The organism is Corynebacterium curieae (assembly GCF_027570035.1).
In the GTDB taxonomy this organism is placed as follows: domain Bacteria; phylum Actinomycetota; class Actinomycetes; order Mycobacteriales; family Mycobacteriaceae; genus Corynebacterium; species Corynebacterium curieae.
On sequence record NZ_JAKMUU010000007.1, the window covers coordinates 42,168 to 65,051 of the forward strand.

Here is a 22,884-nt window from a genome sequence, read left to right on the forward strand (position 1 = left end):
GTAAGGTAATCAGCACTTACCCCGCACGTGTGAAGGCTAGGAGCATGCATGCAGATCGATCAGAATCTGTCTAATTTCTCGGATATCGCGGTGCAGACCGCCTTTGTGGTGTACTGCGTCGCGCTCTTTATGTCCCTGTTTTATTACGGACGCATGCAGGGCATTATCGAGGGCCGCCGCGCCGTGAAGTCCCAAGCCGCGAAGGTCTTGGTGGGTGCGGGCGCTGGGGGCGTCGATAAGCAAAGCTATGAGGGCGAGGTTGCCCAGTCCTCTTCCGGAATCACGGCCGATGAGCTGAAGGAAAAGGAGCGCAAGGCCGATAAGCTCGGCGGCATGACCAGCGCGCTGATGTGGGTAGGCATCGCGCTGCACGCCGCGGCGATTGTGCTGCGCGGCCTGGCTACCGGCCGCTTCCCCTTTGGCAACCTGTACGAGTACGTGTTGATGGTGAGCTTCGGTGTGCTGCTGGTAGGCAATATAGCTATGCAGCGCAAGGAGTGGCGCACCGTGTGGCCATGGCTGCTTACCCCGGTGCTGGCGCTGATGTTTTATGGATCCACCAAGCTCTATGCCGAGTCTGCCCCGGTGGTGCCGGCGCTGCAGTCGCACTGGCTGCCCATCCACGTCACCGTGGTTTCCCTGGGCGCGTCCATAGGTATTATCTCCGGCATTGTCTCGCTGCTGACTCTTTTCCGTATGGCGCAACCGAAGCATGCTGAGCATGGCTTCTTCGGTGCGGTGGCCCGCCCGCTTCCTTCGGCCGCGAAGATCGATCAGTTGGCCTACCGCCTAGCCGTTATCACCCTGCCGACCTTGGGCTTGGGCATCATCCTGGGTGCTATCTGGGCCGAGTCCGCTTGGGGCCGCTTCTGGGGCTGGGACCCAAAGGAGACCGTGTCCTTCGCTACCTGGATCCTTTATGCCGCCTACCTGCACGCGCGTGCAACGCCGGCCTTCCGCAAGGCGGCACCGTGGATCAACGTCATGGCGATGGCGCTGATGGTATTCAACCTCTTCTTCATCAATATGGTCGTCTCCGGCCTGCACTCCTATGCGGGGCTGAACTAGATGGCGGAGCATAATAGCCCACGCCATAAGCTAGGCAAGCCGGCCGGCGATAATGCCGTGATTTTGGGATTGGGCGCTCAATTTGCCGAGCGCCGCCGCGAGCTGGGTATTTTGCAGCAGCAGCTTGCCGACGCTGCCGGTATCTCCCGCTCCACCCTCCACACCATCGAGCATGGTGGCGCGGGTGTGCGGTGGGAAAAGATTACCGCCGTGGCCGAGGCCTTAGGCCTGGAGATGCGCTTCGTGCCGAAGGATTCCTAGTCCTTGTCGCCGTCGGTGCCGCGATTGCGGCGCTGGCGGCGTTTTTCTTCCTCTGCCTCCTGCGCGCGGCGCTGCTTGAAGCGCTCCTTTTCCAGTTTCCAGAGGAATTCCTCGTCATCATCGGGGCCCTTGATGGCGCGGGGTTGTTCCACCTCGCGCTTTTTCCATGTGGAGGGCCCGAAGGCCTTCCACACCAAGTAGGCGGCGAGGACAAAGAGTAAGAGGAGGATGATTCGGCCCATGCGTGCGATCCTACCTGCACCGCGTACAATCAACCCCCATGACGCATAACCCTGAGCCACCCAAGCCGGATCCGGAACTGCGCCGTCGTTCGCGCGCGGCGCTGTGGAAATACGGGCTCGCCCGCGTAGTGCTTTTTATCGCTTTGACCGCGGTGATCGAGCTATTGGCCATCGCCATCGGCTTTCCCATCCCAGTGCTCGTCGCGGCGCTGTTGGCGCTTTTTGTGGCGCTGCCGCTATCGATGCTGATCTTTAAAAAATGGCGCATCGAGGCCACCCAAACGCTGGCGGAGTACTCTGCCCAGCGCAAGGCCCACAAGCGCTGGGTCCAGGCGGAGCTGGAAGGCCGCGCCGCGCAGGATTAGACGATGATAAGCGCTGCGGCCTCGATAACGGCCCACAGGAGCATCGCGCGGCCGGTCAGGCCGAGCACGGGGATGAGCTCGGGTCCTTGGGCGCCGCGGTTGACGGTGCGGATGGCGCGCAGCGCGAAGGGGAAGTAGACCAATCCGGCGAGCGCGAGCCAGCTGCTAAAGGCGATGCCGATGGTCAGCAAGAAGGGCAGCAGCAGTAGCGCCGTGAAGAGCAGGCGAGCCTTGTCGTTGCCAAGCCGCACGGCGAGGGTAATCTTGCCGGTCTCGGCGTCGGAAGGAATATCGCGGATATTATTGACCAAGTTGACGCCGGAGCTCATCGCGCCGATGCCCACGGCCAGCGCGAGGCCCGACCAGGACAGGCGCCCGGCCTGGGTGAATTCGGTGCCGAGCACGGCGACGAGCCCGAAGAAGATAAAGACGGCGACCTCGCCGAGCCCGCGGTAGCCATACGGATTCTTGCCGCCGGTATAAAACCACGCGCCGGCGATGCACAGCGCGCCGACGAGGATGAGCCACCACGCGTGCGCCGCAAAGGAGAGCGCGATGCCGGCGATTCCGGCCACGGCGAAGGCGGCAAAGGCCGCGAGCTTTACGTGCTGCGGGCGGGCCAGGCCGCCGCCGGTTAGGCGCTGTGGGCCGGTGCGGTCGTCGTCGGTGCCGCGGATGCCGTCGGAGTAGTCATTGGCATAGTTCACGCCGATGATAAGCGCCCATGCCACGATGAGGGCGAGGAGCGCGCGGCCCACGTGGCCGCCGCCGATGCCGAAGGCCGCGCCGGTGCCCGCAACGACGGGCGCAAAAGCATTGGCCCAGGTATGCGGGCGTGCGCCCTCGAGCCAATCCTTTGCGGTGGCGGGGTAATGACCGGCGGAACGGGCCCCAGAATTCGGGGCGGACTTCGAGGCAGACATAGCCACCATTGTGCCACTGGCGTGGTGGCGGGCGGCAATCAGCGTAGGTAGGCGCGGCGGTGCACCCGATACGCGGCCAGCGCCGCGAAAAAGAGCGCGGCATTGGTGACCGTCATAGCGGCCGAGGTGGCCGCATTCAGGTAGTACGCCAGCCAGAATCCTGCTACTGCGCTTAGCGCAGCGATGCCGCAGGCGGCCAGCACTAGGGCGGGCACGCGGCGGGTGATAAGCCGCGCGGTCATGGTGGGAAAGACCATCAAGGCGATAACCAGCATGGCGCCGGCGGCGTGGAAGGCGGCGGTAGCGGTGCAGGCGACGACCGCCATAAACGTTGTCTGTACGGCGCGGGAGCGGACCCCGCGCACGGTGCAGAACGGGGCGTCAAAAGACGTGGCGGCAAGCCGCGGCAAGGTAAGGGCGAGGAAGATCGCATTAGCGGCAAGCACGGCGGCCATGACATAGCAATAGTGGGGATTGGAAAAGGCGGCGAGGTTAACATCGCCGACCAAGACGGCGTGGACGTCGATATGCACGTGGCTCATCCGGGTGGAGATGAGGATGACGCCGGCGGCAAAGAGGGCGGGAAAGATGAGGCCCAGGGCGGCGTCGGCAGTAACCAGCGCGCTGCGCTGCAGCCACCGTGTGCCAAGCGCAACAGCCAGGGCGCCGGCCGCGGCGGTAAGGAGCAGCAGCGGGGACTTGATGTCGGAGGTTATCAGGTAGCCCACGGCGATGCCGGGAAGGATGGCGTGGCCGATGCCGTCGATAAGCATGGCCTGGCCCTGGAGAACCACGAAGGTGCCGGGCAGCGCGCACGCCACGGCGGTAAGAACGGCGAGGAGGCAAGCGGTAGCGGCAAGGGTCATGGGCGGAGCTTTCTGGTGACAAGGCTGAGGGCTACGGCGGCGGCTTGCGCCAGCACGATGATGGGGCCGGTAGGCAGCGGGCCGAAGGCGATGGAAAGGTAGCAGCCCGCGGCGGCAGTGAGCGCGCCCAGGCAGCCGGCCAGGGCGATGAAGGGCCGCAGGCGGTGGACCCAGGGGCGGGCGGCTGCGGCCGGGCTGATGACCACAGCCACCATGAGGACCACGCCGACTACCTTGACTCCGATAACCGTGATGGCGGTTAAGGCGAGGAAGCTGAGGGCGTTTAGGGCCGTGGTACGGATGCCGGCTACGCGGGCAAAGGGGGCGTCAAAGGCGACGGCGGCTTGCCGAGTGTGTACCGAAGAAAGAATTAGCAAGACGCCGCCGCCAATGACGAGCGCAGAACTCACATCGGCGCGCGTGAGCGTGGACGCGTTTCCCAGGAGATAGACCTGGATGCCGGCCTTGCCGGGCAAGGGCTGGCGGGAAATATACTGCATGAGCAGCATGCCGACGGAGAAGAATGTGGTAAGCGTAGCGGCCATGGCGGTGGTCGATCCCAGCGGGGCCAGCCGCGGAATCAGGTGAATGCAGCCGACGGCCAGTGCGCCAGTGAGGATGGCGCCGGCAGAAAGCAGCCAGATATTGCGGCCGTCCCACCCTAGGGCCGTGGCCGCGATAAAGGCGGCCAACAGGCCGGGCAGGGAGGAATGCGAGATGGCATCGGCCAGCAAGCTGGTGCGGCGCACATAGACTAACGGTCCGAGCGCACCGGCACAGGCTCCGATGAGTACCGTCCCCAAAAGCGCCTGCGTATAGGTGAAATCCTGGAAAAGTGCGAGTGGGTTCATGACGGCAGGCAAAACATTTCGGCGATGGCGGATTCGGTGAGTACCTGCTTAGTAGGCCCGGCCGCGATGAGGCGGCCTTGGCCCACCATGAGGACCTCATCACAGAAATCGGCGACTTCTGCCAGATTGTGGTGGACCAGCAGGATGGTGGCGCCATCGGCGCGCAGCTTGTGCAGCACATCCATAATCGCGCGCTGGCTGGCGGCGTCGACCCCGGCAAAGGGCTCATCCAAGATAATGAGCTCGGGATCGCTCACGAGCGTGCGAGCGAGTAAGACGCGCTGGCGCTGGCCGCCGGATAAGGCCGAAATGGGCAGGTGTAAGTGCTCTTGCATTCCGGTGCGGGCGAGCGCGTCGCGGGCGGCGCGCTTATCGGTGCGGCTCGGCCACTGCCACCAGCGCAGGCCGGCGGTGCGCCCCATAAGCGCGACATCGAAGGCCGTGGCCGGAAATTCCCAGTCGATATCCGCGTGCTGCGGCATATAGCCGAGCCGGTGGCGGAAGTGAGCAAGATCCGTGCCATCAAAGCTCAGCGATTCGCAGGAAAGCGGTGGAAGCAGGCCCACCAAGGTGCGCACGAGGGTGGACTTGCCGGAGCCGTTGGCGCCCACGAGGCCGGTGATGGTGTCGGGGGTGAGGGCAAAGGTGGCGTCGGTAAGCAAAGGCGTGCGCGGATACCCCGCGGTCAGGTGTGTGGCGCGCAGCATTAGCTTAGGGCCTCTGCCACGGCGTGGGCGTTGTGCTCGAAGGCCCCGAGGTAGGTATTGGTGGGCGCATCGGGACCGAGGGTATCGGCGAAGAGCTCCTCGTCCGAGACGGTGACCTTCCAGCCGCGGGATTCCACGGCCTGCTTCAGCGAGGTGATGGCCTGCGGGTTGGCCTGGTTATCTTTAAAGATGACGGGGACCTTTTTATCGGCGATAGTATCGGCCAGCTCGGAGATCTCGGTGGCGGATTTTGTTGCTTCGGTGGTGACGAAATCGGTGGCGTGAATTTCAAAGCCGAAGGTTGTGCCGAAGTAATTGAAGGCATCGTGGCCGGTAACCAACACGCGGGGCTTGGCGGCGGCGAGTTCCTTTTCGGCCTTGTCATGGGCGGCGGCGATCTGGCTTTCATAGTTATCGGCGGCCGTGGAGTAGTCCGCGGCGTGCTCGGAGTCGATATCGCCAAGCTTCTCGCCGATGCTCTCGACGGCTTGGCTCCACAGCTTGGGGCTATTCCAGATATGCGGATCGAAGAGCTGCTCGCCGCCCTTTCCTTGATCTGGCCAGGGTAAGAGGTCCTGCTCAGCGAGCTGGTCGCCCACCGCGAGCTGTTTTTCTCCCAGCGACTCAAGCTGGTCCACCATCTGTGCCTCGAGGTGAAGGCCGTTCCAGAGCACAAGGTCGGCGTTTTTCATGGCCTCGATGTCGTGCGTGGTGGGTTGGTAGGTGTGTGGGTCGCCGCCGGGGCCGACCATGGTGGTGATATCGGCATCGGGGGCGAGGTTGGCGGCGGCGTCGGCCAAGTAGCCGGTGGTGGCGAAGAGCTTCAAGCCATTTTCATGGTTGTCATCGCCGCTGGAGCACGCCGTTAGCACGGTGGCGGCGAGCAGCACGGCGAGGGGAAGTGCGGTGGATTTCTGCAACGAAAGGTCCTTAAATTAGAAATGAATACCAAAGTTCAATAGTGTGAACTTTTAAAAACATACATACTGAACCTTATGAAAGCAATAGGATGAACTACGATGGGGGAATGCACGTAAGCGACCTGCCCGAACGCACCCAGGACTACCTCAAGATTTTGTGGAACCACGAGGAAAAGGCGGGTTCCGATACCGCCATGCCGCTCGGCGATCTGGCCAAGGCTGCCGGCCAAAAGCTGCCCACCACCTCTGAGGCCGTCAAGCGCCTCGCGGCCAAGGGCCTAGTGGAACACGAGCGTTACTTTGGCGTCCGGCTTGTGGAGGAAGGCCGCGAGTTGGCCGTGGCTATGGTGCGCCGCCACCGGCTGCTCGAGACCTTCTTGGTGCGCACCCTGGGCTATACCTGGGACGAGGTGCACGAGGAAGCGGAGATTTTGGAGCATGCGACCACCGATAGGTTTGTCGAGCGCATCGATGCTTTCCTCGGCGCCCCCGTGCGCGATCCCCATGGCGATCCCATTCCGGCGGCCGATGGTACGGCCGAGCCGCTCTCGCGCATTACGCTTGCCGACGTCCCACCCAACTCCCCCGTCACCATGGAACAGGTCAATGACGCCGATGGCGAATTCCTGCGCTACTTGGACAAACACGGGGTTCGTCCCGGCGTGCGGCTGACCGTCGTTGCCCCGCCGGTAGCCGGCCTCCTAGAGGTCGCCGTGGATGATGGGGCCAGCTTTTCGCTCGGGGAATCCGCGGCGCGCGAGATTGCGGTGCGCGACGTGGAAGGTGGCTAAGCGCCGAAGATGCGCGCCACCGCCCGGCGGTCTATCTTGCCCGGCCCGGCCGTGGGAAATTCCGCGAGGCGCTTGATGTCTTTCGGTATCTGCCAGCGGGGAAGTTCGGCGTCCTCGAGGGCTTCGAGGATATCGCCGATATCGGCCCAGCCGGTATACGCCGCCATGATGGCCTGGCCGAGCCGCGGGTGCGGCACGCCGACGACGCAGGCATGGTCCACGCCCTTGACCTTGAGGATTTCGGTTTCCAGCGCCTCTGGGTGCAGCTTGAGGCCGCCGGAGTCGATGACATTATCCAGTCGGCCGGTGACGGTGAGGGTGCCGGCGTCGATGAAGCCGCCGTCGGACGTGGCGAACCAGCCTGGCTCGCGGAAGGCCTTGTGCTCGGGCGCGTTGCGGTAGCCATGGGCGATGGTGGGCCCGCCCAAGAGAATGCGCCCGTCCTGGACGCGGACCTGCGCGCCGGGGATCGGCCGGCCATCGTAGACGCAGCCGCCCGCGGTTTCGGACGACCCGTACGTCGCCACCACCGCAATGCCCAGATCTGCAGCCGCCGCGCGCAGGCGCGGGTTGATGGCCGCACCGCCGACCAAGATGGCATCGAAAGTGCGCAGCGCGTCGATCCCTTCGACCGAATCCATGGCCTTGGCTAGCTGCAGCGGGGTGAGCGCGGTATAGGTGCGGTCCCCGGTGTGGTCGAGCTCTGCGGCCGCGCGGGCGAAGGTGGGGATATCGAAGCCCTCGCTGAGATCTATGCACAGCGGGTCCACACCCGCCACCAGCGAGCGCACCAGCACTTGGATGCCGGCGATGTGGTGGGCCGGCATGGCCAGCAGCCACTGGCCGGTGCCGCCGAGCACCTTGTGGGTGGCATCCGCGCTGGCCACCAGGTTTGCCGGGGTGAGCTGCGCGCCCTTCGGGGTGCCGGTGGAACCAGAAGTGGACATCACGAGCGCGATATCGGGGTCGATGGGCTCGCCGGCGCGTTGGGTATTGCGCAGGAGGGTGGCGCGGGTGGCGTCGGCAAGCGGGAGTGGTAAAAAGCAGGCCTGCCCGGCAATGGCTGCCTCCAGGTCCGGGAGGATAGCGGCCGGGGCATGGGGGTCAACCGGGAGCGGGGAGAGGATAGTCACGGTGGCGATTTTAAGAGGAAAACGCAGAAATCCCCGGCTGGTGCCGGGGTGAGTCGATGGTTGTTTAGGATTTCTTGGCAAAGAGCAACCGGTCCAGGGAAATGGCGCCTGCACCAACGCTGGTGAGCAGGAGGGCCGCCGCGGCGATGACGCCGACGAGCTCCCAGCCGCCTTCGTTAACAAAGATGCCGGTGGTGAAGTGATCGGCAAAAATGCCCGCGCCGATCATGTTAAGCGCTACTAGCGCGCCCACCATGCGGGTGAATAGGCTGGCGATGAGGAGGATGCCACCGCCGAATTCGATGACGGCGGCGACGACGGCAGCCAGGCTGGCGGCCGGAACGCCCATGGCCGCAAAGCTATCGGCGGTGCCGCTGATGCCCCACTCGTGGATTTTTTGCCAACCGTGGGCGATTAGGACTGCGCCGAGGACAATGCGCGCGACAAGGATGGTGAAGGAAGAACTCAATTTCATGAGCGTTTACTTTACGCATAAAGTAAATCTGCGTGCAACACCCGCCGCTTGGGTGCGGGATAAGGCGCTGGAAATGCCAGGCAGGAAGCCTAATCGAAGGGTCGCTCTTCCTTCTTCTGGGCGTCTTTAATCTTGCGCAGTAGCCACACCCTAGCGCCTATGACCCCGCCGAGGGCCGCGCCGGCGAGGATGATGCAAAAAGCGATAAGCATTAGTAGTAGTACGGGAAGCTATCCCAGTTGGGCTCGCGCTTTTCTAAGAAGGACTCCTTGCCCTCGACGGCCTCGTCGGTCATATACGCCAAGCGAGTGGCCTCGCCGGCGAAGACCTGCTGGCCCATAAGCCCGTCATCGGTGAGGTTGAAGGCGAACTTCAGCATGCGCTGGGCGGTGGGGGACTTCATGTTGATCTCCTGGCCCATACGGATGGCGGCGTCTTCGAGCTCGCCGTGGTCCGCGACCTCATTGACCGCGCCCATCTCGTACATCCGCTGGGCATCGTAGGTGCGGCCCAAGAAGAAGATCTCGCGGGCGAATTTCTGGCCCACCATCTTGGCCAGATACGCCGAGCCATAGCCGGCATCGAAGGATCCCACGTCCGCATCCGTCTGCTTGAAGCGCGCCTCTTGACGGGAGGCGACCGTCATATCGCAGACCACGTGTAGCGAGTGCCCGCCGCCGGCCGCCCAACCATTGACCACGGCGATGACCACCTTCGGCATGGTGCGGATAAGGCGCTGGACCTCGAGGATGTGTAGGCGGCCGCCCTCCACCTTTTCGCGGGCGGTGTCCACGGCGGATTCATCTGCGGTGGCGTCATCGTGGGCGTGCTCGGTGGCGTAGCGGTAACCGGAGCGGCCGCGAATGCGCTGGTCGCCGCCGGAACAAAACGCCCAGCCGCCGTCCTTTTTGGACGGGCCATTGCCGGTGAGCAAAATCGTGCCCACATCCGGCGTGCGCCGGGCGTGATCCATGGCGCGGTAGAGCTCGTCTACGGTATGCGGGCGAAAGGCATTGCGCACCTCAGGGCGGTCGAAGGCGATGCGCACGATGCCGTTCTTGCGGCCCTCGCCGTTGAGCCGGTGATAGGTGATATCCGTCAGGTCCTCAAAACCTTCTACGGAATGCCATAATTCCGGCCGGAACGGATTATCGGTGCTGTATTTTCTCTGCTCGCTCATGACGGCCAGCTTAGTGGCAAAAGAAGAATAGTCCCCATTCCCAACCCTCACCCACACACACTGCCCAGCAGGCCGGTAATAATCAATGTGCGATACTGCGAGGTTGTTGCCCCGCACAATACCCGTGTACGCCATACCAGCGCGGTACTCCATGCCATGGGGAGAGTCGAACTCCCCGCCCCTTTGAAAAGCGCTAAAGGGGGCCTGTGTCCCAGGATTTTCCCCTCCAGGGTGGGGGCCTGCTCGCTGCAGGGTGTGTGGGCTACCATCGCGCGCCTTTAGGTAGCGCGCGATATGACTATCCGTTTTTCAGTTCGGTATTCCAGTTCAGCTGCTGGATGCGGGTATCCAGCTCGCGGTACTGCTTGGAGAGATCGTCTACGCGCTTGCGCAGCTCCGCCACCGGGATGGTGGAGACAAACTTAATCTCGTTGCGGGAATAGCGATCCGAGCGCGTGCCCGCCCGCTGCGCCAGGTCGTGGTAAATGCGGCGTTTGCGCAAGAGACCGTCGCGAAGCGCGAGGGCCTCCATCAAGTTCATCTTTTCATCAAAGGCGGTGGCGATATTCGTCGCGTTAATGGCCTGCACCAGCTCATCGATGCGCCCTGCCACGCCGTCGAGCTCGCGCAGCAGCTCCTGCGGATCCTCATCCGGGGTATCGCCCTCCTGCACGCGGACCACGGTGAGCAGCCGCTCGTGCAGGCTATTGAGGCGCTCCTGCGCCTGCGCGCGCTCCGCCAATGCCTCAGCTAGCAGCATAATTCCTCCTTTATTGGTATGGGTTCCCAAAATAGCGCAGAGCGGGGGAGGGGTCAATGAAAACTAGCTGATAAACATAAACGCAAAAAGCGTGTTAAGTACTGTCGCTACTATCATTGGTACGGCGGTACGCTTTACCAGACGAATCGGATTGACATCGATAGCTCCAGCTACGATAAGGATGGCGGCATTGACCGGCGAGACTTGTCGCATGAGGTTGGACGTGCCCCAGATAGCGGTGAGCATCTGCGGTGCATGGATGGAGGTCTGGGAAGCCAGATTAGGAACGACCTCTGAAAGGCGAAATAGGGAGCGGTGCCGGAGCCGGTGAGCGCAGCCATGGCGGCGGTAGCGGCAACGAAGATGAGAACAATAAACACGGCCGCGCCAGAGGAGTTTTCGGCGGTCGATATGAGCATATCGATTACACCCATTTGAGTGATGCCTTCTACTAGGACCGCGGCGGCAACAAGGAGTGCAACCACACCGGCGGCGCCTTCGCCCATACCCTTGAAGAAGCCAGCGGCGGAGTCGATGGCACCGGTGATGGTGCGATGACGGATAGATTCGATGCTCATCGCGATAAAGAGAGAGACTACCGTGACAGGCAGAATTCCAGCCTCGAAAGAGAGTACGCCGACTCGCTCGAGGACAGCAGAGACCACGATTAGGAGCAATGGCAACAATGGCAATACGGCGTAGTAGCCAGGAAGGGTGGCGGCGCGGGCAATGGATTGTTCCGTGGCGGCATCGGTCAGCCCAGCATCCGTGGAGCCGGATGATTCCTCCTGTTTGTCACAATGGCGCTGCCACCACATGTGTACGAAAGCCGTGACGAGGAGGGTAGGAACGGTAGCATAGGCAACTGAACCGTAAACAAATTCGGTTACGGTCATATCTGTTAGATCCGCGCCTTGGATGAGCCCAGCTTCCAGCGGGGTGGGCATGATGGTGGATGAAGTGACCACGATGGCAGCCACAGTCAGGGGTGTGAGGCCTGCAGCGATAAGTGCGGGCAGGAGGGTAGCTACTAAAAGTAGTGATAACGCAGCGGCTGAGGGGATCACGAGTGAGAGCAAACTGCCCAAAATGAAGCCGACTGGTACCAACCAGTACGAGCCTTTAAATCGTTTGAGTGGTGACGATAAGACAACGACGGTCTTTGCGTCTGCACCGATGTGGCGCATGTACGAGACAAATCCAAATAGCACCATGATGGCCATGCCGATGCCTGAGAAACGCTCTTTAAACAGGGCATCAATGACAAGGAGTTGATCATAGAAGGAATTACCGGTCGCTTCGATTTCCGTGGTGCGAAACTCCGCACGACCGGTGAGTGCTGCGAGCATTAGAAGTATTACGCCTGCGGCGAAGATGGCAGTGGCCGCGTGAACTTTTTTATAGATGAGATAAACCACCGCAGCTATCGCTAACAGGGAAATTAGGAGGTAGAGCATAGTAGGAACGTAGCACCACCAAGACCTTTCTTCTAGATGAAAGCTACCATGAAGGCCATGCATATCGATGACGTCCTCGACCGCGCCCACGTAGTTTCCCTCCCCCTCGCCGTGCGTTTCCGCGGCATCACCACCAGGGAGGCCCTGCTCATCGATGGCCCAGCCGGCTGGGGCGAATTCGCGCCCTTCCTGGAGTACGGACCGGCCGAGTCCGCTGCTTGGCTGCGCGCCGGGCTCGAGGCCGCATACGAGGGTTTTCCGGAGCCGGTGCGCGATTCTATCGAGGTCAACGCCACCATTCCGGCCGTGCCCGCCAGCGAGGTTCCGGCCGTGGTGGAGCGCTACCCCGGCTGCCGCACCTTCAAAATCAAGGTGGCGGAAAAGGGCCACACGCTTGCCGACGACGCCGCTCGCGTCCGCGCCGTCCGCGACGCCGTCACCCAACGCGGCGAAATCCCTATCCTGCGCGTGGACGCCAACGGCGGCTGGAGCGTCGATGAGGCGGTCGAGGCCGCGCAGATGATGATGCCGCTGGATTATATGGAACAGCCGTGCGCCACCACTGAGGAGCTCGCCCAAGTCCGTGGCCGCCTTATGCGCGCCGGCCTCTTTGTACGCGTTGCCGCTGATGAATCCATTCGCAAGGTTGCCGACCCTTATCGCGTCGCCGAGTTGCAGGCAGCGGACGTCGCCGTGGTCAAGCCCGCCCCGCTCGGCGGCGTGCGCCGCGTCCTCGAGGTGGCCCAACACCTGCGCCAGCGCCACATGGATATCACGGTGGCCTCCGCGCTCGATACCTCCATTGGCATCAATATGGGCCTTGCGGCCGTCGCCGCTCTCCCGCGCATCTACGACGACGAGGACATCGACGTCACCCCGGCCGCCGCCGGTCTCGCCACCGGTTCCCTTTTCGAAGAAGACGTCACCGCCCCGCGCCCGCTTGTCGATGGCTACCTTCCCGCCGATATCCTCGCCCCCGACCCAGACCGCCTTGCTGCGCTCGCCGCCCCCGCCGACCGCCGCGACTGGTGGTTCGATCGCCTCCGCGACTGCTGGCAGCACCTTGCTAAATAGGGTTTAGAGCAAGCTTTGGTGAAACCTCCATGCTGGGGTCACCAGCGCCCGCCGCACCTTCTGCGGCTTAGTCTTTAACCCGCGCACGCTACGTCGATGCGTCACTGTTTTCTGCACCGTTTCCAGCACCAGCTTGAGGTGGTAGTCGGTGCACTCATCCGTAAACTTCAGCGGTGCCCACCCGTGTTGCACCGCATGATTGGTCTTCCACGTCCCGATGAGGAATTCCCGGTGATTATTCTCCGGCGCGTGATAAAACAGCGAGTCCAAGTCCACCACCGTCGTTCCCGCCCTGAAACCTAGATCCCAGGTGTACGGTCCCAGCCGGAAATTCGGCACAGGCTTAAGGCCCACCCGCCGCATCTCGTGGTATATCCGCTGCTCCCACTTCGACGCCGTACCTACCGGCGCCTCCTCCGCCAGTGTGCGAAGTGCATCCTTTTCCTTGCTGGTCACCATCTCTAAATCGGCCGCAAACCTACCCCTCCCGTTGAGCCCGCGATACGCCTGCGCCAGCGCTTCCTTCAGCAGCCACTCGCCGCAGCGCTCAAAGCTGAGGGCATCTGCCACCGCTTGCGCCGGCAATGCCATCCGCACGCCTTTTACCCGATTTGCTGGCACCGGCCGCGACCTCACCGTGCGCACTAGCTCATTGGCATGTGTCCGGCGACTATTGTCTATCCGAATCGTCGCCGGCAGCCGCACTTCGCATAAGCCGTATGCTGCGAGCGCCGCCGTTCCCGTAAACACCGCATCTGGATAAAGCTGCGCCACTGCGGCTACCTTATCCTTCGCGCTCGCCTGCGCTGGGACGTAACAGTTGCGCCTAAGCCGAAGGAGCCTGCCCTCTGCCACCTCCTTTTCAATTCGATATTGAGTCAATCCTTCTTCGAATAGGTCTTTTCGTGTGTACATAGCCTTTTAGACTGCTGCGCTGAGGATTCGGTTCCGCGGAAATGCCGGGATCACGACTTTCGTCCATACAAACCACCCAAACCGTCGACGAAATCCCTGATTTAGATGGACAAAGATCGCGATCGGCGGCGGAAAGCCAGGACCGAGCTCGCTGCCCAGCCCGCCACCTGTGCGTACGCTAGAGGACATGTCTACTATCAAGGTCCGCGATGCCCACCTGCACAACCTGCGCAACGTCGACGTCGATATGCCCCGTGGCAAGCTCGTCGCGGTCACGGGAGTGTCTGGTTCGGGCAAGTCTTCGCTGGCATTCGGCACGATTCACGGCGAAGGCCAGCGTCGCTACCTCGAATCAGTAGCACCCTTCGCCCGCCGCCTCATTAGCTCGGCCGTCGACCCACAGGTCAGCCAGGTAGAGGGCCTGCCGCCGACGGTCGCGCTGCAGCAATCGACCTCCGGCGGCGGTGCGCGCTCCACGGTCGGCACGGTCTCCGCGCTTTCGAATAGCGTGCGCCTGCTCTATTCGCGCGCCGGTGATAACCCGGAGGGCCTGTACTCGGATTCCTTTTCGCCCAATACCCCGGAGGGCATGTGCCCGCAGTGCCACGGCACGGGCGTGGTTCATGAGCCCACCGAGGAGTCCATGGTCCCGGATCCCACCCTCTCCATCGAGGAAGGCGCCATCCAAGCATGGCCCGGTGCTTGGGCCGGCAAGAATTTCCACGACATCTTGATGAACTTAGGCTATGACCTGGACTCGCCGTGGCAGGACCTGCCGCAAGAGGACCGCGACTGGATTCTCTTTACCGAAGAGCGCCCCGTCGTCACGGTCAAGCCCCTGCGCGGCAAGGACCAGATTCAGCGCAATTACGAGGGCACGTGGCGCTCGGTGGCCAGCTACCTGAATAAGACGCTGGCGGAGACCCAATCGGATACGCTGCGCAAGCGGACCCTTTCTTATATGGAATCGCGTGAGTGTGAAACCTGTGGCGGCCGCCGCCTCAACCCGGCCGCGCTGCAGGTGACTTATGCGGGCATGCCCATCGATGAGCTGGGCGCGCTGCCGCTGGATAGGGTGCATGCGGTGCTCAGCAAGCAGAATCCGGAAGAGAACTCGGCCGAGGATTTGCTGCTTAAACAGATTCTTCCCGCGTTGACCTCGGCGCTTGAGCTCGGCTTGGCCCACCTGAGTTTGGATCGGCCGACGCAGAGCCTGTCCGGCGGCGAGATGCAGCGCATCCGTTTGGCCGCGCAGCTGCGCTCCGGCCTCTTTGGCGTGGCGTATGTGCTCGACGAGCCCTCGGCCGGCCTGCACCCAGATGAGCGCGATGCGGTCATGGAGATGTGCCGCCGCTTCATCGCGGCCGGCAACTCCGTGCTTTTGGTGGAGCATGACATGGATTTGGTCGCGCAGGCGGATTGGCTCGTGGACGTCGGACCGCTGGCCGGCGAGCGCGGCGGCAACGTGGTTTATTCGGGCCCGGTCGCAGACTACGACGCGGATACCCCCACCGCCCGCGCCTTGGCCAACCGCACGCTCGCGCTTGCCGAGGACTCCCGTACCCCCTCCTCCCACCTCACCCTCCGCGGCATTAATGCGCGCAGCATCGACAATCTGGATGTGGACTTTGGTTTAGGCCAATTCACGGCAGTTGCCGGTGTCTCCGGCTCGGGCAAGTCCACTCTGGTCAGTACAGTGCTCGCCGGCCTACTGCGCCAATCCGCCACGGCCGTTTCCGACGAGGAGGAAGCCGAAGAACAAGGCTGGTCCGTCAAGCGTGCGGAGGGCTTTGACCAGGTCAAGCGCGTCGTGCAGATTACCCAAAAGCCCATCGGCCGCACCCCACGCTCCACGCTGGCGACCTATACCGGGCTCTTCGATAACGTTCGCAAGCTCTTCGCCTCCACCGATGAGGCCAAGCAGCGCAAGTGGACGGTCTCGCGCTTTTCTTACAACGTAAAGCAAGGCCAGTGCCCCATCTGCGGTGGCGCGGGCAAGATCGAGGTGGAGCTGGTCTTCCTACCGGGCTCGTACACCACCTGCCCAGAGTGCGGCGGCGCCCGCTTCAACGACGAGACCCTCGAGGTGACCTGGCAGGGCCGCACCATTGCGGACATCTTGGAGCTTACCGTAGACGAGGCCGCAGAGGTCTTCGCCGAGGAAGAAAAGATTTACCGCGCTATCGCCACGCTGCAGGCCGTCGGCCTGGGCTATCTCCGCCTCGGCCAAGGTGCGCCTGAGCTCTCCGGCGGCGAGGCCCAGCGCATTAAGCTGGCTACGGAGCTGCAGCGCTCCCGAAACTCCCGCCGCGGCCATACGGTTTACCTGTTAGACGAGCCCACCACGGGCCTGCATCCGGCCGATATCGACTTACTCAATACCGAGCTGCACAAGCTGGCGGATGCTGGGCATACGGTGGTCGTCGTCGAGCATGATCTTTCGGTGATGGCGAATGCGGACCGCATCATTGAGATGGGCCCAGGCGCCGGTGAAGACGGTGGCCAGATCATCGCGGATGCCACCCCAGCGCAGGTAGCCAAGGAGGATACCGCCACCGGCCGCGCCTTGCGCGCGCGGCAGGAGAACTAAGCGGCCAGCATTATCTGCCCGTAAGCTATCGGAGAACTCTCTGGGATCTCACAGCCAAATGGGGTAGAGGTAGAAAGTATGACTACTAAAGGCCCTCAAGGCGGAAACCATGGCGATAATAATGAAACCCGCAGCTGGTCCAGCCCGGCGGATGATGCCACGCGCCAGATAGGCCGCGTACCCGATAATGCCGCTGGTCCCAACCGTGACCAGCAGCGCCGCGAGCACCCCAAGCAGTACTTTCCGGGCGAGCAGCAGCCACAGAATGAGACTCGTCAATTCGATGCGGCCGGTGGCTACCAGCAAGGCTACGGCCAGAGCTACCAGCCGCAGGGTGGTCAGGGGCAAGGGCAGGCCTACGGTCAGCAATATAACCAGCAGTACGCGCAGCAGCCGGAATACGAGCCGGTTCCGTCGGACTATGACCCGGACCAGCCGGAAAAGCGCAAGAAGAAGGGCGGCGGCGCCATTGCTGGCGTCTTCGCGGCCATCGCTGTGCTAGCCGTACTGGCTGCAGCCGTGCTGTTTTTCCTGTGGCGCAACGCCGCGGGCGAGGCGGATAAGCCGGATCCAGAGCCGGTGACGGAGACGCTGACCACGCAAGTTCCCACCACCGTGACGCAGACCGATGAGCCGGATACGCAGGATGAGAATTCCAATAAGCTGCCAAAGCTGCCGGACTTCCAGAATGACCTGCCTTCTGATATCCCGACCGAGCTGCCGCCAGAGGTGCAAGACCAGCTGGATAACGGCAGCGACGTGAACATAGAGGACCTCCTCAACGATCTCTTGGGCGGCGGCGAGCAGCCGGCCGACCAGCAGGGCGCTTAGAACTGGGCGCCCAGCACCTGCCCGGTAAGGGAAATGGTGCGCGGGCAGGTAAAATCGGGCGGCATGAATGAATCGATGCAGTTGGCTGAGAAGGTAGCCGCCCAGCTGGCCCGGCACCTTACGGATGTGGTCCTGTGCCCTGGCTCGCGCAATGCGCCGCTTTCGCTGGCCCTGTTGGCCCGCGATGATATCCGCGTACACACCCGCTTGGATGAGCGCGGGGGAGCGTTTACCGCCTTGGGCATGGCGCGGGTGCAGCGCCGCCACGTTGGCGTGGTGATGACCTCGGGAACTGCGGTAGCCAATACCTTGCCTGCCGTCGTGGAGGCGCATTATTCGCATACGCCGCTGGCCATTATCAGCGCGGATCGGCCGGAGCGCTTGGTGGGCACGGGGGCTTCGCAGACCATCGAGCAGCAAGGCATCTTTGGCGTCTATGCGCAGACCACTCAGGTCACCGGAGCGGACGATATTGCCGCGATGGCGCAGCGCTTCCGCGAGGACCTGCAGGTACACGTTAACGTGGCTTTTGACGCCCCGCTTGTCGACGCCACCCTGCCGGACCACACCTCCGGTGACGGCGCGCGCGAGTCAGCACCGATATTTGTCGACCACGGCGAGGTGGCCGTGGACTTGAGTAAGAACACACTGGTCATCGCTGGCGATGAGGCCTGGGAGGTAGAGGGTCTGCAGGATGTGCCGACCATCGCGGAGCCGAGCGCGCCGGGCCCGTATCATCCGGTGCACCCAGCGGCGGCGCATATCTTCCGCAAGGCGCAGGTCTCCGCGAATGACTATGTGGTCAATACCAAGGTCGAGCAGGTCATCGTTGTGGGGCACCCAACACTGCACCGCAGCGTGCTGGCGCTGATGAATGACCCGGATATCGAGCTGGTGGTGCTTTCGCGCACCAAGGACTTCACCAATCAGCGCGGCGAAGACGCCCGGCTCGGCACCACCGTCAAGGTCACCGGCGAGCCGAGCCGCGAGTGGATGAAGATCTGCGAAGGCGCAACCGATATGGCCGGGCAAGCTGTGCGCGAGACCCTCGAGGATGAGGAACTGGGCTTTACCGGGCTGCACGTCGCGGCCGCGGTGGGAGATACGCTCTCCGTCAACGACACCCTGGTGCTGGGCGCCTCGAATCCAGTGCGCGATGCAGCCTTGGTAGGCCTGCCTTTCGACGGCGTCGATACGTATTCGCCGCGCGGGGCAGCCGGCATCGACGGAACCATCGCGCAGACCATCGGCATCTCCCTGGCCACGCAATCGCTGGATCCCACCAACTGGCGCGCCCCACGAGTTATGGCGCTCATGGGAGATGTCACCTTCTTGCATGACGCTAATAGCCTGCTCCTCCCGGAAGACCAACCGCGGCCGGAAAACCTCACCATCGTGGTGGCCAATGACAACGGCGGCGGTATCTTCGAGACCCTTGAGCAGGGTGCTGATGCGCTGCGCGAGTCCTTTGAGCCGGCGTTTGGAACGCCGCATGGGGTGGACGTCGGCAAGCTGGCAGAAGCCTATGAGGCAGATTACCGTGAGGTCACCACCCCGCAGGAGCTGCTGGATACGCTGGCGGAGCTCAAGGAATACTCCACCGGTATCACCGTCGTGGAGGCAAAAACCACCCGTGCCACCCGCCGGGCGCTCAATGAGAAGCTCACCGCAAAGGTGGGCCAGTAAGTGACCCCGCCGCAGCATAAGCCGCACGCCGCGGTGGTGCCGCGCTATACGCCCGCGGTCTATCGCCGGCGCCTGCACCAGCTCACGCTGGCGCTGTACCTGGCCGCGCTGGTGGGCGTGGTGGGCATGGTCATCGGGCCGGCGCTCAATGACCACGCCATTGCCAGCCACCCCGCGCGCGCTTTGGCCACGGTCAAGGACGTGGGAATGCTGCGCACCACGGTGGATTTCCAGGACGGCGAAGGCATTTACCACACCCCGCAACATGGGCTGCTCTATCCCAGTGGTCTGGGTGAGGGGCAGCAAGTGTGGGTGCAATACGCCCTAGACAACCCCGACCTAGTAAAAGTGGAGGGCCGCGAATGGACGCTGGCCATCATCCCAGCGATCTCCGTGGGAGTAGTTGCCACGCTCATTGCGGCCGTGATGTGGAAGCTAATCAGCTTCTTTACCCGCCGCGCGGAGAAATAGTTAACCAAGATTTTCCGCTGGCTTCACCATAAACTTAAGAAAATAGGCCATTATGGTGGCATGCGTGTTGCGATCGTGGCTGAATCCTTCCTCCCCAATGTCAATGGTGTGACCAACTCTGTACTGCGCGTTTTAGAGCACCTGCACGAGACCGGCCAGGAGGCCATCGTCATCGCGCCGGGTGCCCGTGAGGGGCAGGAGGAAATCCCGGATTACCTCGGTTTCCCCATCTACCGCGTGCCTACCGTGCGCGTGCCGCTGGTGGATTCGCTGCCGGTGGGCGTTCCCACCACGGCGGTGGATGAGGCGCTGCGCGATTTCAAGCCGGATATCATCCACCTGGCCAGCCCCTTCGTACTCGGCGCGGCAGGCGCCTTCTCCGCCCGCCAGCAGCGCGTGCCGGCCGTGGCGCTGTACCAGACCGACGTCGCCGGATTTGCCACCAAGTACCATGCTTCCGCGCTGGCCTATGGCGTGTGGGAGTGGTTGCGCACGATCCACAACTCTTGCCAGATGACGTTGGCGCCGTCCTCGCTGACCATCCGAGATCTAGAAAAGCACCACATTAAGAATGTGCGCCATTGGGGCCGCGGCGTGAATGCAGAGCTTTTCCATCCGTCCAAGCGCTCTGCTGAGCTGCGCCGTAGCTGGGATCCGAGCGGCACCAAGAATGTGGTTGGATTCGTCGGCCGCCTCGCCGCGGAAAAGGGCGTGCACCGGCTATCGGCGCTCAACGGCCGCGAGGATATCCAGTTGGTCATCGTGGGTGATGGGCCGGAGCGGCCGCTACTGGAGGCCCAGCTTCCCAGCGCCGTCTTTACCGGTGCGCTTTCCGGCGAGGAACTCGCAGCGGCCTATGCCTCTTTGGATGTCTTCGTCCACGCCGGTGAGTTCGAGACCTTCTGCCAGTCCATTCAAGAGGCGCAGGCCTCCGGCGTGCCAACTATTGGGCCGCGTGCCGGTGGCCCAGTAGACCTCATCGAGGAAGGCTACAACGGGCTGCTTTTGGACGTGAAGACCTTCGTGGAAGACCTCCCCAACGCGGTGGATGCTCTGCTTAATCCGGAAATTCACCAAGAGATGCGGGACAATGCCCGCGAGTCCATCTCCTCCAAGACATGGAAGGCGCTGTGTGAGCAGCTCGTGGGCTACTACGAAGAGGTGCTGGAGGATACTCGCCGGGTGCCGCTGACCATTCTGGGCCAGCGCCCCGAGCTGCCGCGGTGGGCGGCTCGTGCCCTTGGCGCCCGCGTGGCCTAGACTGATCATTTGTGTCTAAGGCAGATCTGGATAAAAAGCCCTTCGATGTGGCGCGCATGTTTGACGCCGTGGGCGAGAAGTACGACATCACTAATACCGTGCTGTCCTTTGGGCAGGATGCGCATTGGCGCAAGCGCACCCGCGAGCGGCTAAACCTACAGCCGGGGGAGAAGGTTCTCGACCTCGCTGCTGGTACCGCCGTGTCCACGGTGGAGCTTTCCAAGTCCGGTGCGTGGTGCGTGGCGTGTGATTTCTCACGTGGCATGCTGGCTGCCGGCAGTGAGCGCGATGTGCCGAAGGTGGCCGGCGATGGCATGAAGCTGCCTTTTGCGGATAATACTTTTGATGCGGTAACCATCTCTTATGGCCTGCGCAATATCCACGATTATGAGCTCGGCCTGCGCGAGATGGCGCGCGTGACCAAGCCGGGTGGGCGCCTTGCGGTAGCGGAATTTTCCACCCCGGTGGTACCCATTTTTGGCACCGTGTACAAGGAATACTTGATGCGCCTGCTCCCGCCGGTAGCGCGCGTGGTCTCGTCTAATCCAGATGCTTATATCTACCTCGCGGAGTCCATCCGCGCGTGGCCGGGCCAGGAAGAGCTCGCGGCGGTGATCAATCGCAATGGCTGGGCCGAGGCCGGCTGGCAGAACCTCACCTTTGGCATTGTGGCGCTGCATTCAGCGGTGAAACCGGCCTAAGCTGCGGTCGAATCCCAGAGAGGCGTATCGCGGCGGAGGGACGAGACCGTGCGGCCGGCGGCGCGCCAGGTGCGCGCGATGAGGTCGCGGTCATCATCAGTAATGAGGTTGCCCATCAGCCGCGCGGCGGCGGGCATTAGCATGCGGCCGATGGGCCCGCGCAGGGCGAGCGGGCCGGCCAGCGGTAGGAACTGGGGGTAGGTCAAAAGGCGTGCGGCCGTGCGGGCCAGGAGGAAGGATTCGCCGTAGTGCTCGCGCAGGACGGCCGGCCAGGCTAGGGTGAAATCCTTCGGGCCGAGCAGATCTACGGCCAGTGCGGCCGTTTCCAAGCCATAATCGATGCCCTCGCCGTTGAGGGGGTTGATGCAGGCGGCGGCATCGCCAATGATCATCCAATTGGCACCGGCCACGTTGGACACCGCGCCACCCATAGGCAGCAGGGCAGAGGTAACGTGCTCGATGTCCCCGAGGCCCCACTCGGGGCGCTGTTGGGCGGCGTAGAACTCGAGCAGCTTCTTGGTATTGATCTTGGCGGGGCGTTGCGCGGTCGAAAGCGCACCGAGGCCGATGTTGACCTGGCCTAGCTCGGGTCCGAGTGGGAAGATCCAACCGTAGCCGGGCTGCACCTCGCCTTCTTCGTCCTTGAGCTCAACGTGGGAGTGCATCCAGGGCTCATCGGCGTGCGTGGAGGAAGCATAGGAGCGTGCGGCGATGCCATAGACCTCCTCGCGGTGCCAGGTGCGGCCGAGTTTCTTGCCGAAGGTAGAGCGCACACCATCGGCCACGATGATCCACTTGGCGCGCACGGTGGTCTCGCCGACGCGGAAAGACGTTACGCAGTTTCCCTCCATCACCGGATCGGTGGCGGGGGTGCCGGTGAGGAGGGTGGCGCCGGCGGTGCGGGCGGCGTCGGCAAGCAGGGCGTCGAAGCGAAAGCGCGGGAGGGCAGTGCCGACCTGGGAAGGATAGGTCTCCGGCCAGGGCGCGGTAACAGAGCCGCCGTAGCCGTGCAGCTTTAAGCCGCGATTGCGGTAGGAGGCGTTGACCGCAAGGCCCAGCTCATCGAGCTGGTGCATCGCGCGCGGGGTGAGCCCGTCGCCGCAGGTTTTATCGCGGGGAAACGTCGCGGAATCAATAAGGAGGGTGTTATAACCGGCGCGTGCGGCATGAATCGCGGCGGCGGCTCCGGCCGGCCCAGCGCCAATGATGGCGACCTCGACATAGGTTTGGGAATCGATCTGCTCCGACATGAGGACTATCATTGCACGAGTTCGACCCCTCGAGTGTGTTTAGGGGCGCAGTTTGGACTACGGTAGGTAATCGATTATCTCTGGCTTTTAGTTGCAAGGAACACTAT

The 22,884-nt window shown here is 63.0% G+C and carries 24 protein-coding genes and 1 pseudogene; 11 read left to right on the forward strand and 14 right to left on the reverse strand.

What is annotated here, in order from left to right:
- Positions 1 to 48 precede the first annotated feature (48 nt).
- Both ccsB and L8V01_RS10270 read left to right on the forward strand, forming a co-directional pair.
- Positions 49 to 1,068, forward strand: a complete 1,020-nt coding sequence (gene ccsB / locus L8V01_RS10265) for a c-type cytochrome biogenesis protein CcsB (RefSeq protein ID WP_269946958.1) — start codon at positions 49 to 51, stop codon at positions 1,066 to 1,068.
- Positions 1,069 to 1,329: a helix-turn-helix domain-containing protein gene (locus L8V01_RS10270; RefSeq protein ID WP_269946959.1), complete on the forward strand. Its 261-nt coding sequence runs from the start codon at positions 1,069 to 1,071 to the stop codon at positions 1,327 to 1,329. It begins immediately after the preceding gene.
- On the opposite strand, the gene L8V01_RS10275 is transcribed toward L8V01_RS10270, so the two are convergent.
- Complete coding sequence (locus L8V01_RS10275; RefSeq protein WP_269946960.1) at positions 1,326 to 1,571, reverse strand: hypothetical protein; 246 nt, start codon at positions 1,569 to 1,571, stop codon at positions 1,326 to 1,328. The genes L8V01_RS10270 and L8V01_RS10275 overlap by 4 nt on opposite strands.
- Positions 1,572 to 1,609: 38 nt before the next feature.
- Here L8V01_RS10275 and L8V01_RS10280 point away from each other — a divergent pair, with 38 nt between their 5' ends.
- On the forward strand, positions 1,610 to 1,936 hold the full coding sequence (locus L8V01_RS10280) for a DUF4229 domain-containing protein (RefSeq protein WP_269946961.1): 327 nt from the start codon (positions 1,610 to 1,612) through the stop codon (positions 1,934 to 1,936).
- Here the strand turns inward: L8V01_RS10280 and L8V01_RS10285 are convergent.
- From L8V01_RS10285 to L8V01_RS10305, 5 genes are read right to left on the reverse strand one after another with little or no spacing between them, the layout of a single operon-like run.
- Complete coding sequence (locus L8V01_RS10285; RefSeq protein ID WP_269946962.1) at positions 1,933 to 2,859, reverse strand: 1,4-dihydroxy-2-naphthoate polyprenyltransferase; 927 nt, start codon at positions 2,857 to 2,859, stop codon at positions 1,933 to 1,935. The two genes, L8V01_RS10280 and L8V01_RS10285, sit on opposite strands and share 4 nt — an antisense overlap.
- Positions 2,860 to 2,897: 38 nt before the next feature.
- Positions 2,898 to 3,725: a metal ABC transporter permease gene (locus L8V01_RS10290; protein ID WP_269946963.1), complete on the reverse strand. Its 828-nt coding sequence runs from the start codon at positions 3,723 to 3,725 to the stop codon at positions 2,898 to 2,900.
- Positions 3,722 to 4,576, reverse strand: coding sequence for a metal ABC transporter permease (locus L8V01_RS10295; protein ID WP_269946964.1), 855 nt, complete (start codon positions 4,574 to 4,576; stop codon positions 3,722 to 3,724). The genes L8V01_RS10290 and L8V01_RS10295 overlap by 4 nt, the downstream gene beginning before the upstream one ends.
- Positions 4,573 to 5,283, reverse strand: a complete 711-nt coding sequence (locus L8V01_RS10300) for a metal ABC transporter ATP-binding protein (protein ID WP_269946965.1) — start codon at positions 5,281 to 5,283, stop codon at positions 4,573 to 4,575. The genes L8V01_RS10295 and L8V01_RS10300 overlap by 4 nt, the downstream gene beginning before the upstream one ends.
- Entirely contained in the window at positions 5,283 to 6,203 is a 921-nt protein-coding gene (locus L8V01_RS10305; RefSeq protein WP_269946966.1) for a metal ABC transporter substrate-binding protein, read from the reverse strand. Before L8V01_RS10305 ends, L8V01_RS10300 begins: the two co-directional genes overlap by 1 nt.
- Before the next feature lie 107 nt (positions 6,204 to 6,310).
- Between L8V01_RS10305 and L8V01_RS10310 the strand changes: the two genes are divergently transcribed.
- Positions 6,311 to 6,994, forward strand: coding sequence for a metal-dependent transcriptional regulator (locus L8V01_RS10310; RefSeq protein WP_269946967.1), 684 nt, complete (start codon positions 6,311 to 6,313; stop codon positions 6,992 to 6,994).
- Here L8V01_RS10310 and menE read toward each other — a convergent pair.
- From menE to dcuC, 6 genes and pseudogenes are all read right to left on the reverse strand, one after another.
- Positions 6,991 to 8,127, reverse strand: a complete 1,137-nt coding sequence (gene menE, locus L8V01_RS10315) for an o-succinylbenzoate--CoA ligase (protein ID WP_269946968.1) — start codon at positions 8,125 to 8,127, stop codon at positions 6,991 to 6,993. The two genes, L8V01_RS10310 and menE, sit on opposite strands and share 4 nt — an antisense overlap.
- Positions 8,128 to 8,191: 64 nt before the next feature.
- Entirely contained in the window at positions 8,192 to 8,602 is a 411-nt protein-coding gene (locus L8V01_RS10320; protein ID WP_269946969.1) for a DoxX family protein, read from the reverse strand.
- A gap of 89 nt (positions 8,603 to 8,691) precedes the next feature.
- Positions 8,692 to 8,814 carry a hypothetical protein gene (locus L8V01_RS10325; protein WP_269946970.1) on the reverse strand — a complete coding sequence of 41 codons (123 nt, stop codon included), beginning with the start codon at positions 8,812 to 8,814 and terminating at the stop codon, positions 8,692 to 8,694.
- Positions 8,814 to 9,782, reverse strand: coding sequence for a 1,4-dihydroxy-2-naphthoyl-CoA synthase (locus L8V01_RS10330; protein ID WP_269946971.1), 969 nt, complete (start codon positions 9,780 to 9,782; stop codon positions 8,814 to 8,816). The genes L8V01_RS10325 and L8V01_RS10330 overlap by 1 nt, the downstream gene beginning before the upstream one ends.
- A gap of 298 nt (positions 9,783 to 10,080) precedes the next feature.
- Positions 10,081 to 10,542: a DIP1984 family protein gene (locus tag L8V01_RS10335; RefSeq protein WP_269946972.1), complete on the reverse strand. Its 462-nt coding sequence runs from the start codon at positions 10,540 to 10,542 to the stop codon at positions 10,081 to 10,083.
- Between the two features lie 63 nt (positions 10,543 to 10,605).
- Positions 10,606 to 11,999: pseudogene (gene dcuC, locus L8V01_RS10340) on the reverse strand (C4-dicarboxylate transporter DcuC).
- Positions 12,000 to 12,047: 48 nt separating this feature from the next.
- Here dcuC and L8V01_RS10345 point away from each other — a divergent pair.
- Positions 12,048 to 13,073: an o-succinylbenzoate synthase gene (locus tag L8V01_RS10345; RefSeq protein WP_394371662.1), complete on the forward strand. Its 1,026-nt coding sequence runs from the start codon at positions 12,048 to 12,050 to the stop codon at positions 13,071 to 13,073.
- Positions 13,074 to 13,076: 3 nt separating this feature from the next.
- Here the strand turns inward: L8V01_RS10345 and L8V01_RS10350 are convergent, their stop codons facing one another.
- Complete coding sequence (locus L8V01_RS10350; protein WP_269946974.1) at positions 13,077 to 13,847, reverse strand: hypothetical protein; 771 nt, start codon at positions 13,845 to 13,847, stop codon at positions 13,077 to 13,079.
- Positions 13,848 to 14,175: 328 nt separating this feature from the next.
- Between L8V01_RS10350 and L8V01_RS10355 the strand changes: the two genes are divergently transcribed.
- The 6 genes from L8V01_RS10355 to L8V01_RS10380 all read left to right on the forward strand — a co-directional run bounded on the left by L8V01_RS10355 (position 14,176) and on the right by L8V01_RS10380 (position 21,527).
- On the forward strand, positions 14,176 to 16,578 hold the full coding sequence (locus L8V01_RS10355) for an excinuclease ABC subunit UvrA (RefSeq protein WP_269946975.1): 2,403 nt from the start codon (positions 14,176 to 14,178) through the stop codon (positions 16,576 to 16,578).
- A 78-nt stretch (positions 16,579 to 16,656) separates the two neighbouring features.
- Positions 16,657 to 17,409 (forward strand): hypothetical protein, encoded by a 753-nt coding sequence (locus L8V01_RS10360; RefSeq protein ID WP_269946976.1) that lies wholly within the window; start codon positions 16,657 to 16,659, stop codon positions 17,407 to 17,409.
- A gap of 63 nt (positions 17,410 to 17,472) precedes the next feature.
- Positions 17,473 to 19,095, forward strand: coding sequence for a 2-succinyl-5-enolpyruvyl-6-hydroxy-3-cyclohexene-1-carboxylic-acid synthase (menD, locus tag L8V01_RS10365; RefSeq protein ID WP_269946977.1), 1,623 nt, complete (start codon positions 17,473 to 17,475; stop codon positions 19,093 to 19,095).
- Positions 19,096 to 19,566 (forward strand): DUF3592 domain-containing protein, encoded by a 471-nt coding sequence (locus tag L8V01_RS10370; protein WP_269946978.1) that lies wholly within the window; start codon positions 19,096 to 19,098, stop codon positions 19,564 to 19,566.
- Positions 19,567 to 19,626: 60 nt separating this feature from the next.
- Positions 19,627 to 20,826 (forward strand): glycosyltransferase family 4 protein, encoded by a 1,200-nt coding sequence (locus L8V01_RS10375; RefSeq protein WP_269946979.1) that lies wholly within the window; start codon positions 19,627 to 19,629, stop codon positions 20,824 to 20,826.
- Between the two features lie 11 nt (positions 20,827 to 20,837).
- A complete protein-coding gene (locus tag L8V01_RS10380; RefSeq protein ID WP_269946980.1) occupies positions 20,838 to 21,527 on the forward strand; it encodes a demethylmenaquinone methyltransferase in 690 nt (229 codons plus the stop codon).
- On the opposite strand, the gene L8V01_RS10385 is transcribed toward L8V01_RS10380, so the two are convergent.
- The gene (locus tag L8V01_RS10385) at positions 21,524 to 22,789 is read right to left on the reverse strand and encodes a geranylgeranyl reductase family protein (protein ID WP_269946981.1); all 1,266 of its coding nucleotides are present in this window, start codon (positions 22,787 to 22,789) and stop codon (positions 21,524 to 21,526) included. The two genes, L8V01_RS10380 and L8V01_RS10385, sit on opposite strands and share 4 nt — an antisense overlap.
- Positions 22,790 to 22,884 lie beyond the last annotated feature (95 nt).

Excerpts from the sequence above, each read along its gene's own strand:
- ccsB (WP_269946958.1), top strand. The coding sequence starts at position 49 with ATGCAGATCGATCAGAATCTGTCTAATTTCTCGGATATCGCGGTGCAG.
- L8V01_RS10270 (WP_269946959.1), top strand. The coding sequence starts at position 1,069 with ATGGCGGAGCATAATAGCCCACGCCATAAGCTAGGCAAGCCGGCCGGC.
- L8V01_RS10275 (WP_269946960.1), bottom strand. The coding sequence starts at position 1,571 with ATGGGCCGAATCATCCTCCTCTTACTCTTTGTCCTCGCCGCCTACTTG.
- L8V01_RS10280 (WP_269946961.1), top strand. The coding sequence starts at position 1,610 with ATGACGCATAACCCTGAGCCACCCAAGCCGGATCCGGAACTGCGCCGT.
- L8V01_RS10285 (WP_269946962.1), bottom strand. The coding sequence starts at position 2,859 with ATGTCTGCCTCGAAGTCCGCCCCGAATTCTGGGGCCCGTTCCGCCGGT.
- L8V01_RS10290 (WP_269946963.1), bottom strand. The coding sequence starts at position 3,725 with ATGACCCTTGCCGCTACCGCTTGCCTCCTCGCCGTTCTTACCGCCGTG.
- L8V01_RS10295 (WP_269946964.1), bottom strand. The coding sequence starts at position 4,576 with ATGAACCCACTCGCACTTTTCCAGGATTTCACCTATACGCAGGCGCTT.
- L8V01_RS10300 (WP_269946965.1), bottom strand. The coding sequence starts at position 5,283 with ATGCTGCGCGCCACACACCTGACCGCGGGGTATCCGCGCACGCCTTTG.
- L8V01_RS10310 (WP_269946967.1), top strand. The coding sequence starts at position 6,311 with ATGCACGTAAGCGACCTGCCCGAACGCACCCAGGACTACCTCAAGATT.
- L8V01_RS10320 (WP_269946969.1), bottom strand. The coding sequence starts at position 8,602 with ATGAAATTGAGTTCTTCCTTCACCATCCTTGTCGCGCGCATTGTCCTC.
- L8V01_RS10325 (WP_269946970.1), bottom strand. The coding sequence starts at position 8,814 with ATGCTTATCGCTTTTTGCATCATCCTCGCCGGCGCGGCCCTCGGCGGG.
- L8V01_RS10330 (WP_269946971.1), bottom strand. The coding sequence starts at position 9,782 with ATGAGCGAGCAGAGAAAATACAGCACCGATAATCCGTTCCGGCCGGAA.
- L8V01_RS10335 (WP_269946972.1), bottom strand. The coding sequence starts at position 10,542 with ATGCTGCTAGCTGAGGCATTGGCGGAGCGCGCGCAGGCGCAGGAGCGC.
- L8V01_RS10345 (WP_394371662.1), top strand. The coding sequence starts at position 12,048 with ATGAAGGCCATGCATATCGATGACGTCCTCGACCGCGCCCACGTAGTT.
- L8V01_RS10355 (WP_269946975.1), top strand. The coding sequence starts at position 14,176 with ATGTCTACTATCAAGGTCCGCGATGCCCACCTGCACAACCTGCGCAAC.
- L8V01_RS10360 (WP_269946976.1), top strand. The coding sequence starts at position 16,657 with ATGACTACTAAAGGCCCTCAAGGCGGAAACCATGGCGATAATAATGAA.
- menD (WP_269946977.1), top strand. The coding sequence starts at position 17,473 with ATGAATGAATCGATGCAGTTGGCTGAGAAGGTAGCCGCCCAGCTGGCC.
- L8V01_RS10375 (WP_269946979.1), top strand. The coding sequence starts at position 19,627 with ATGCGTGTTGCGATCGTGGCTGAATCCTTCCTCCCCAATGTCAATGGT.
- L8V01_RS10385 (WP_269946981.1), bottom strand. The coding sequence starts at position 22,789 with ATGATAGTCCTCATGTCGGAGCAGATCGATTCCCAAACCTATGTCGAG.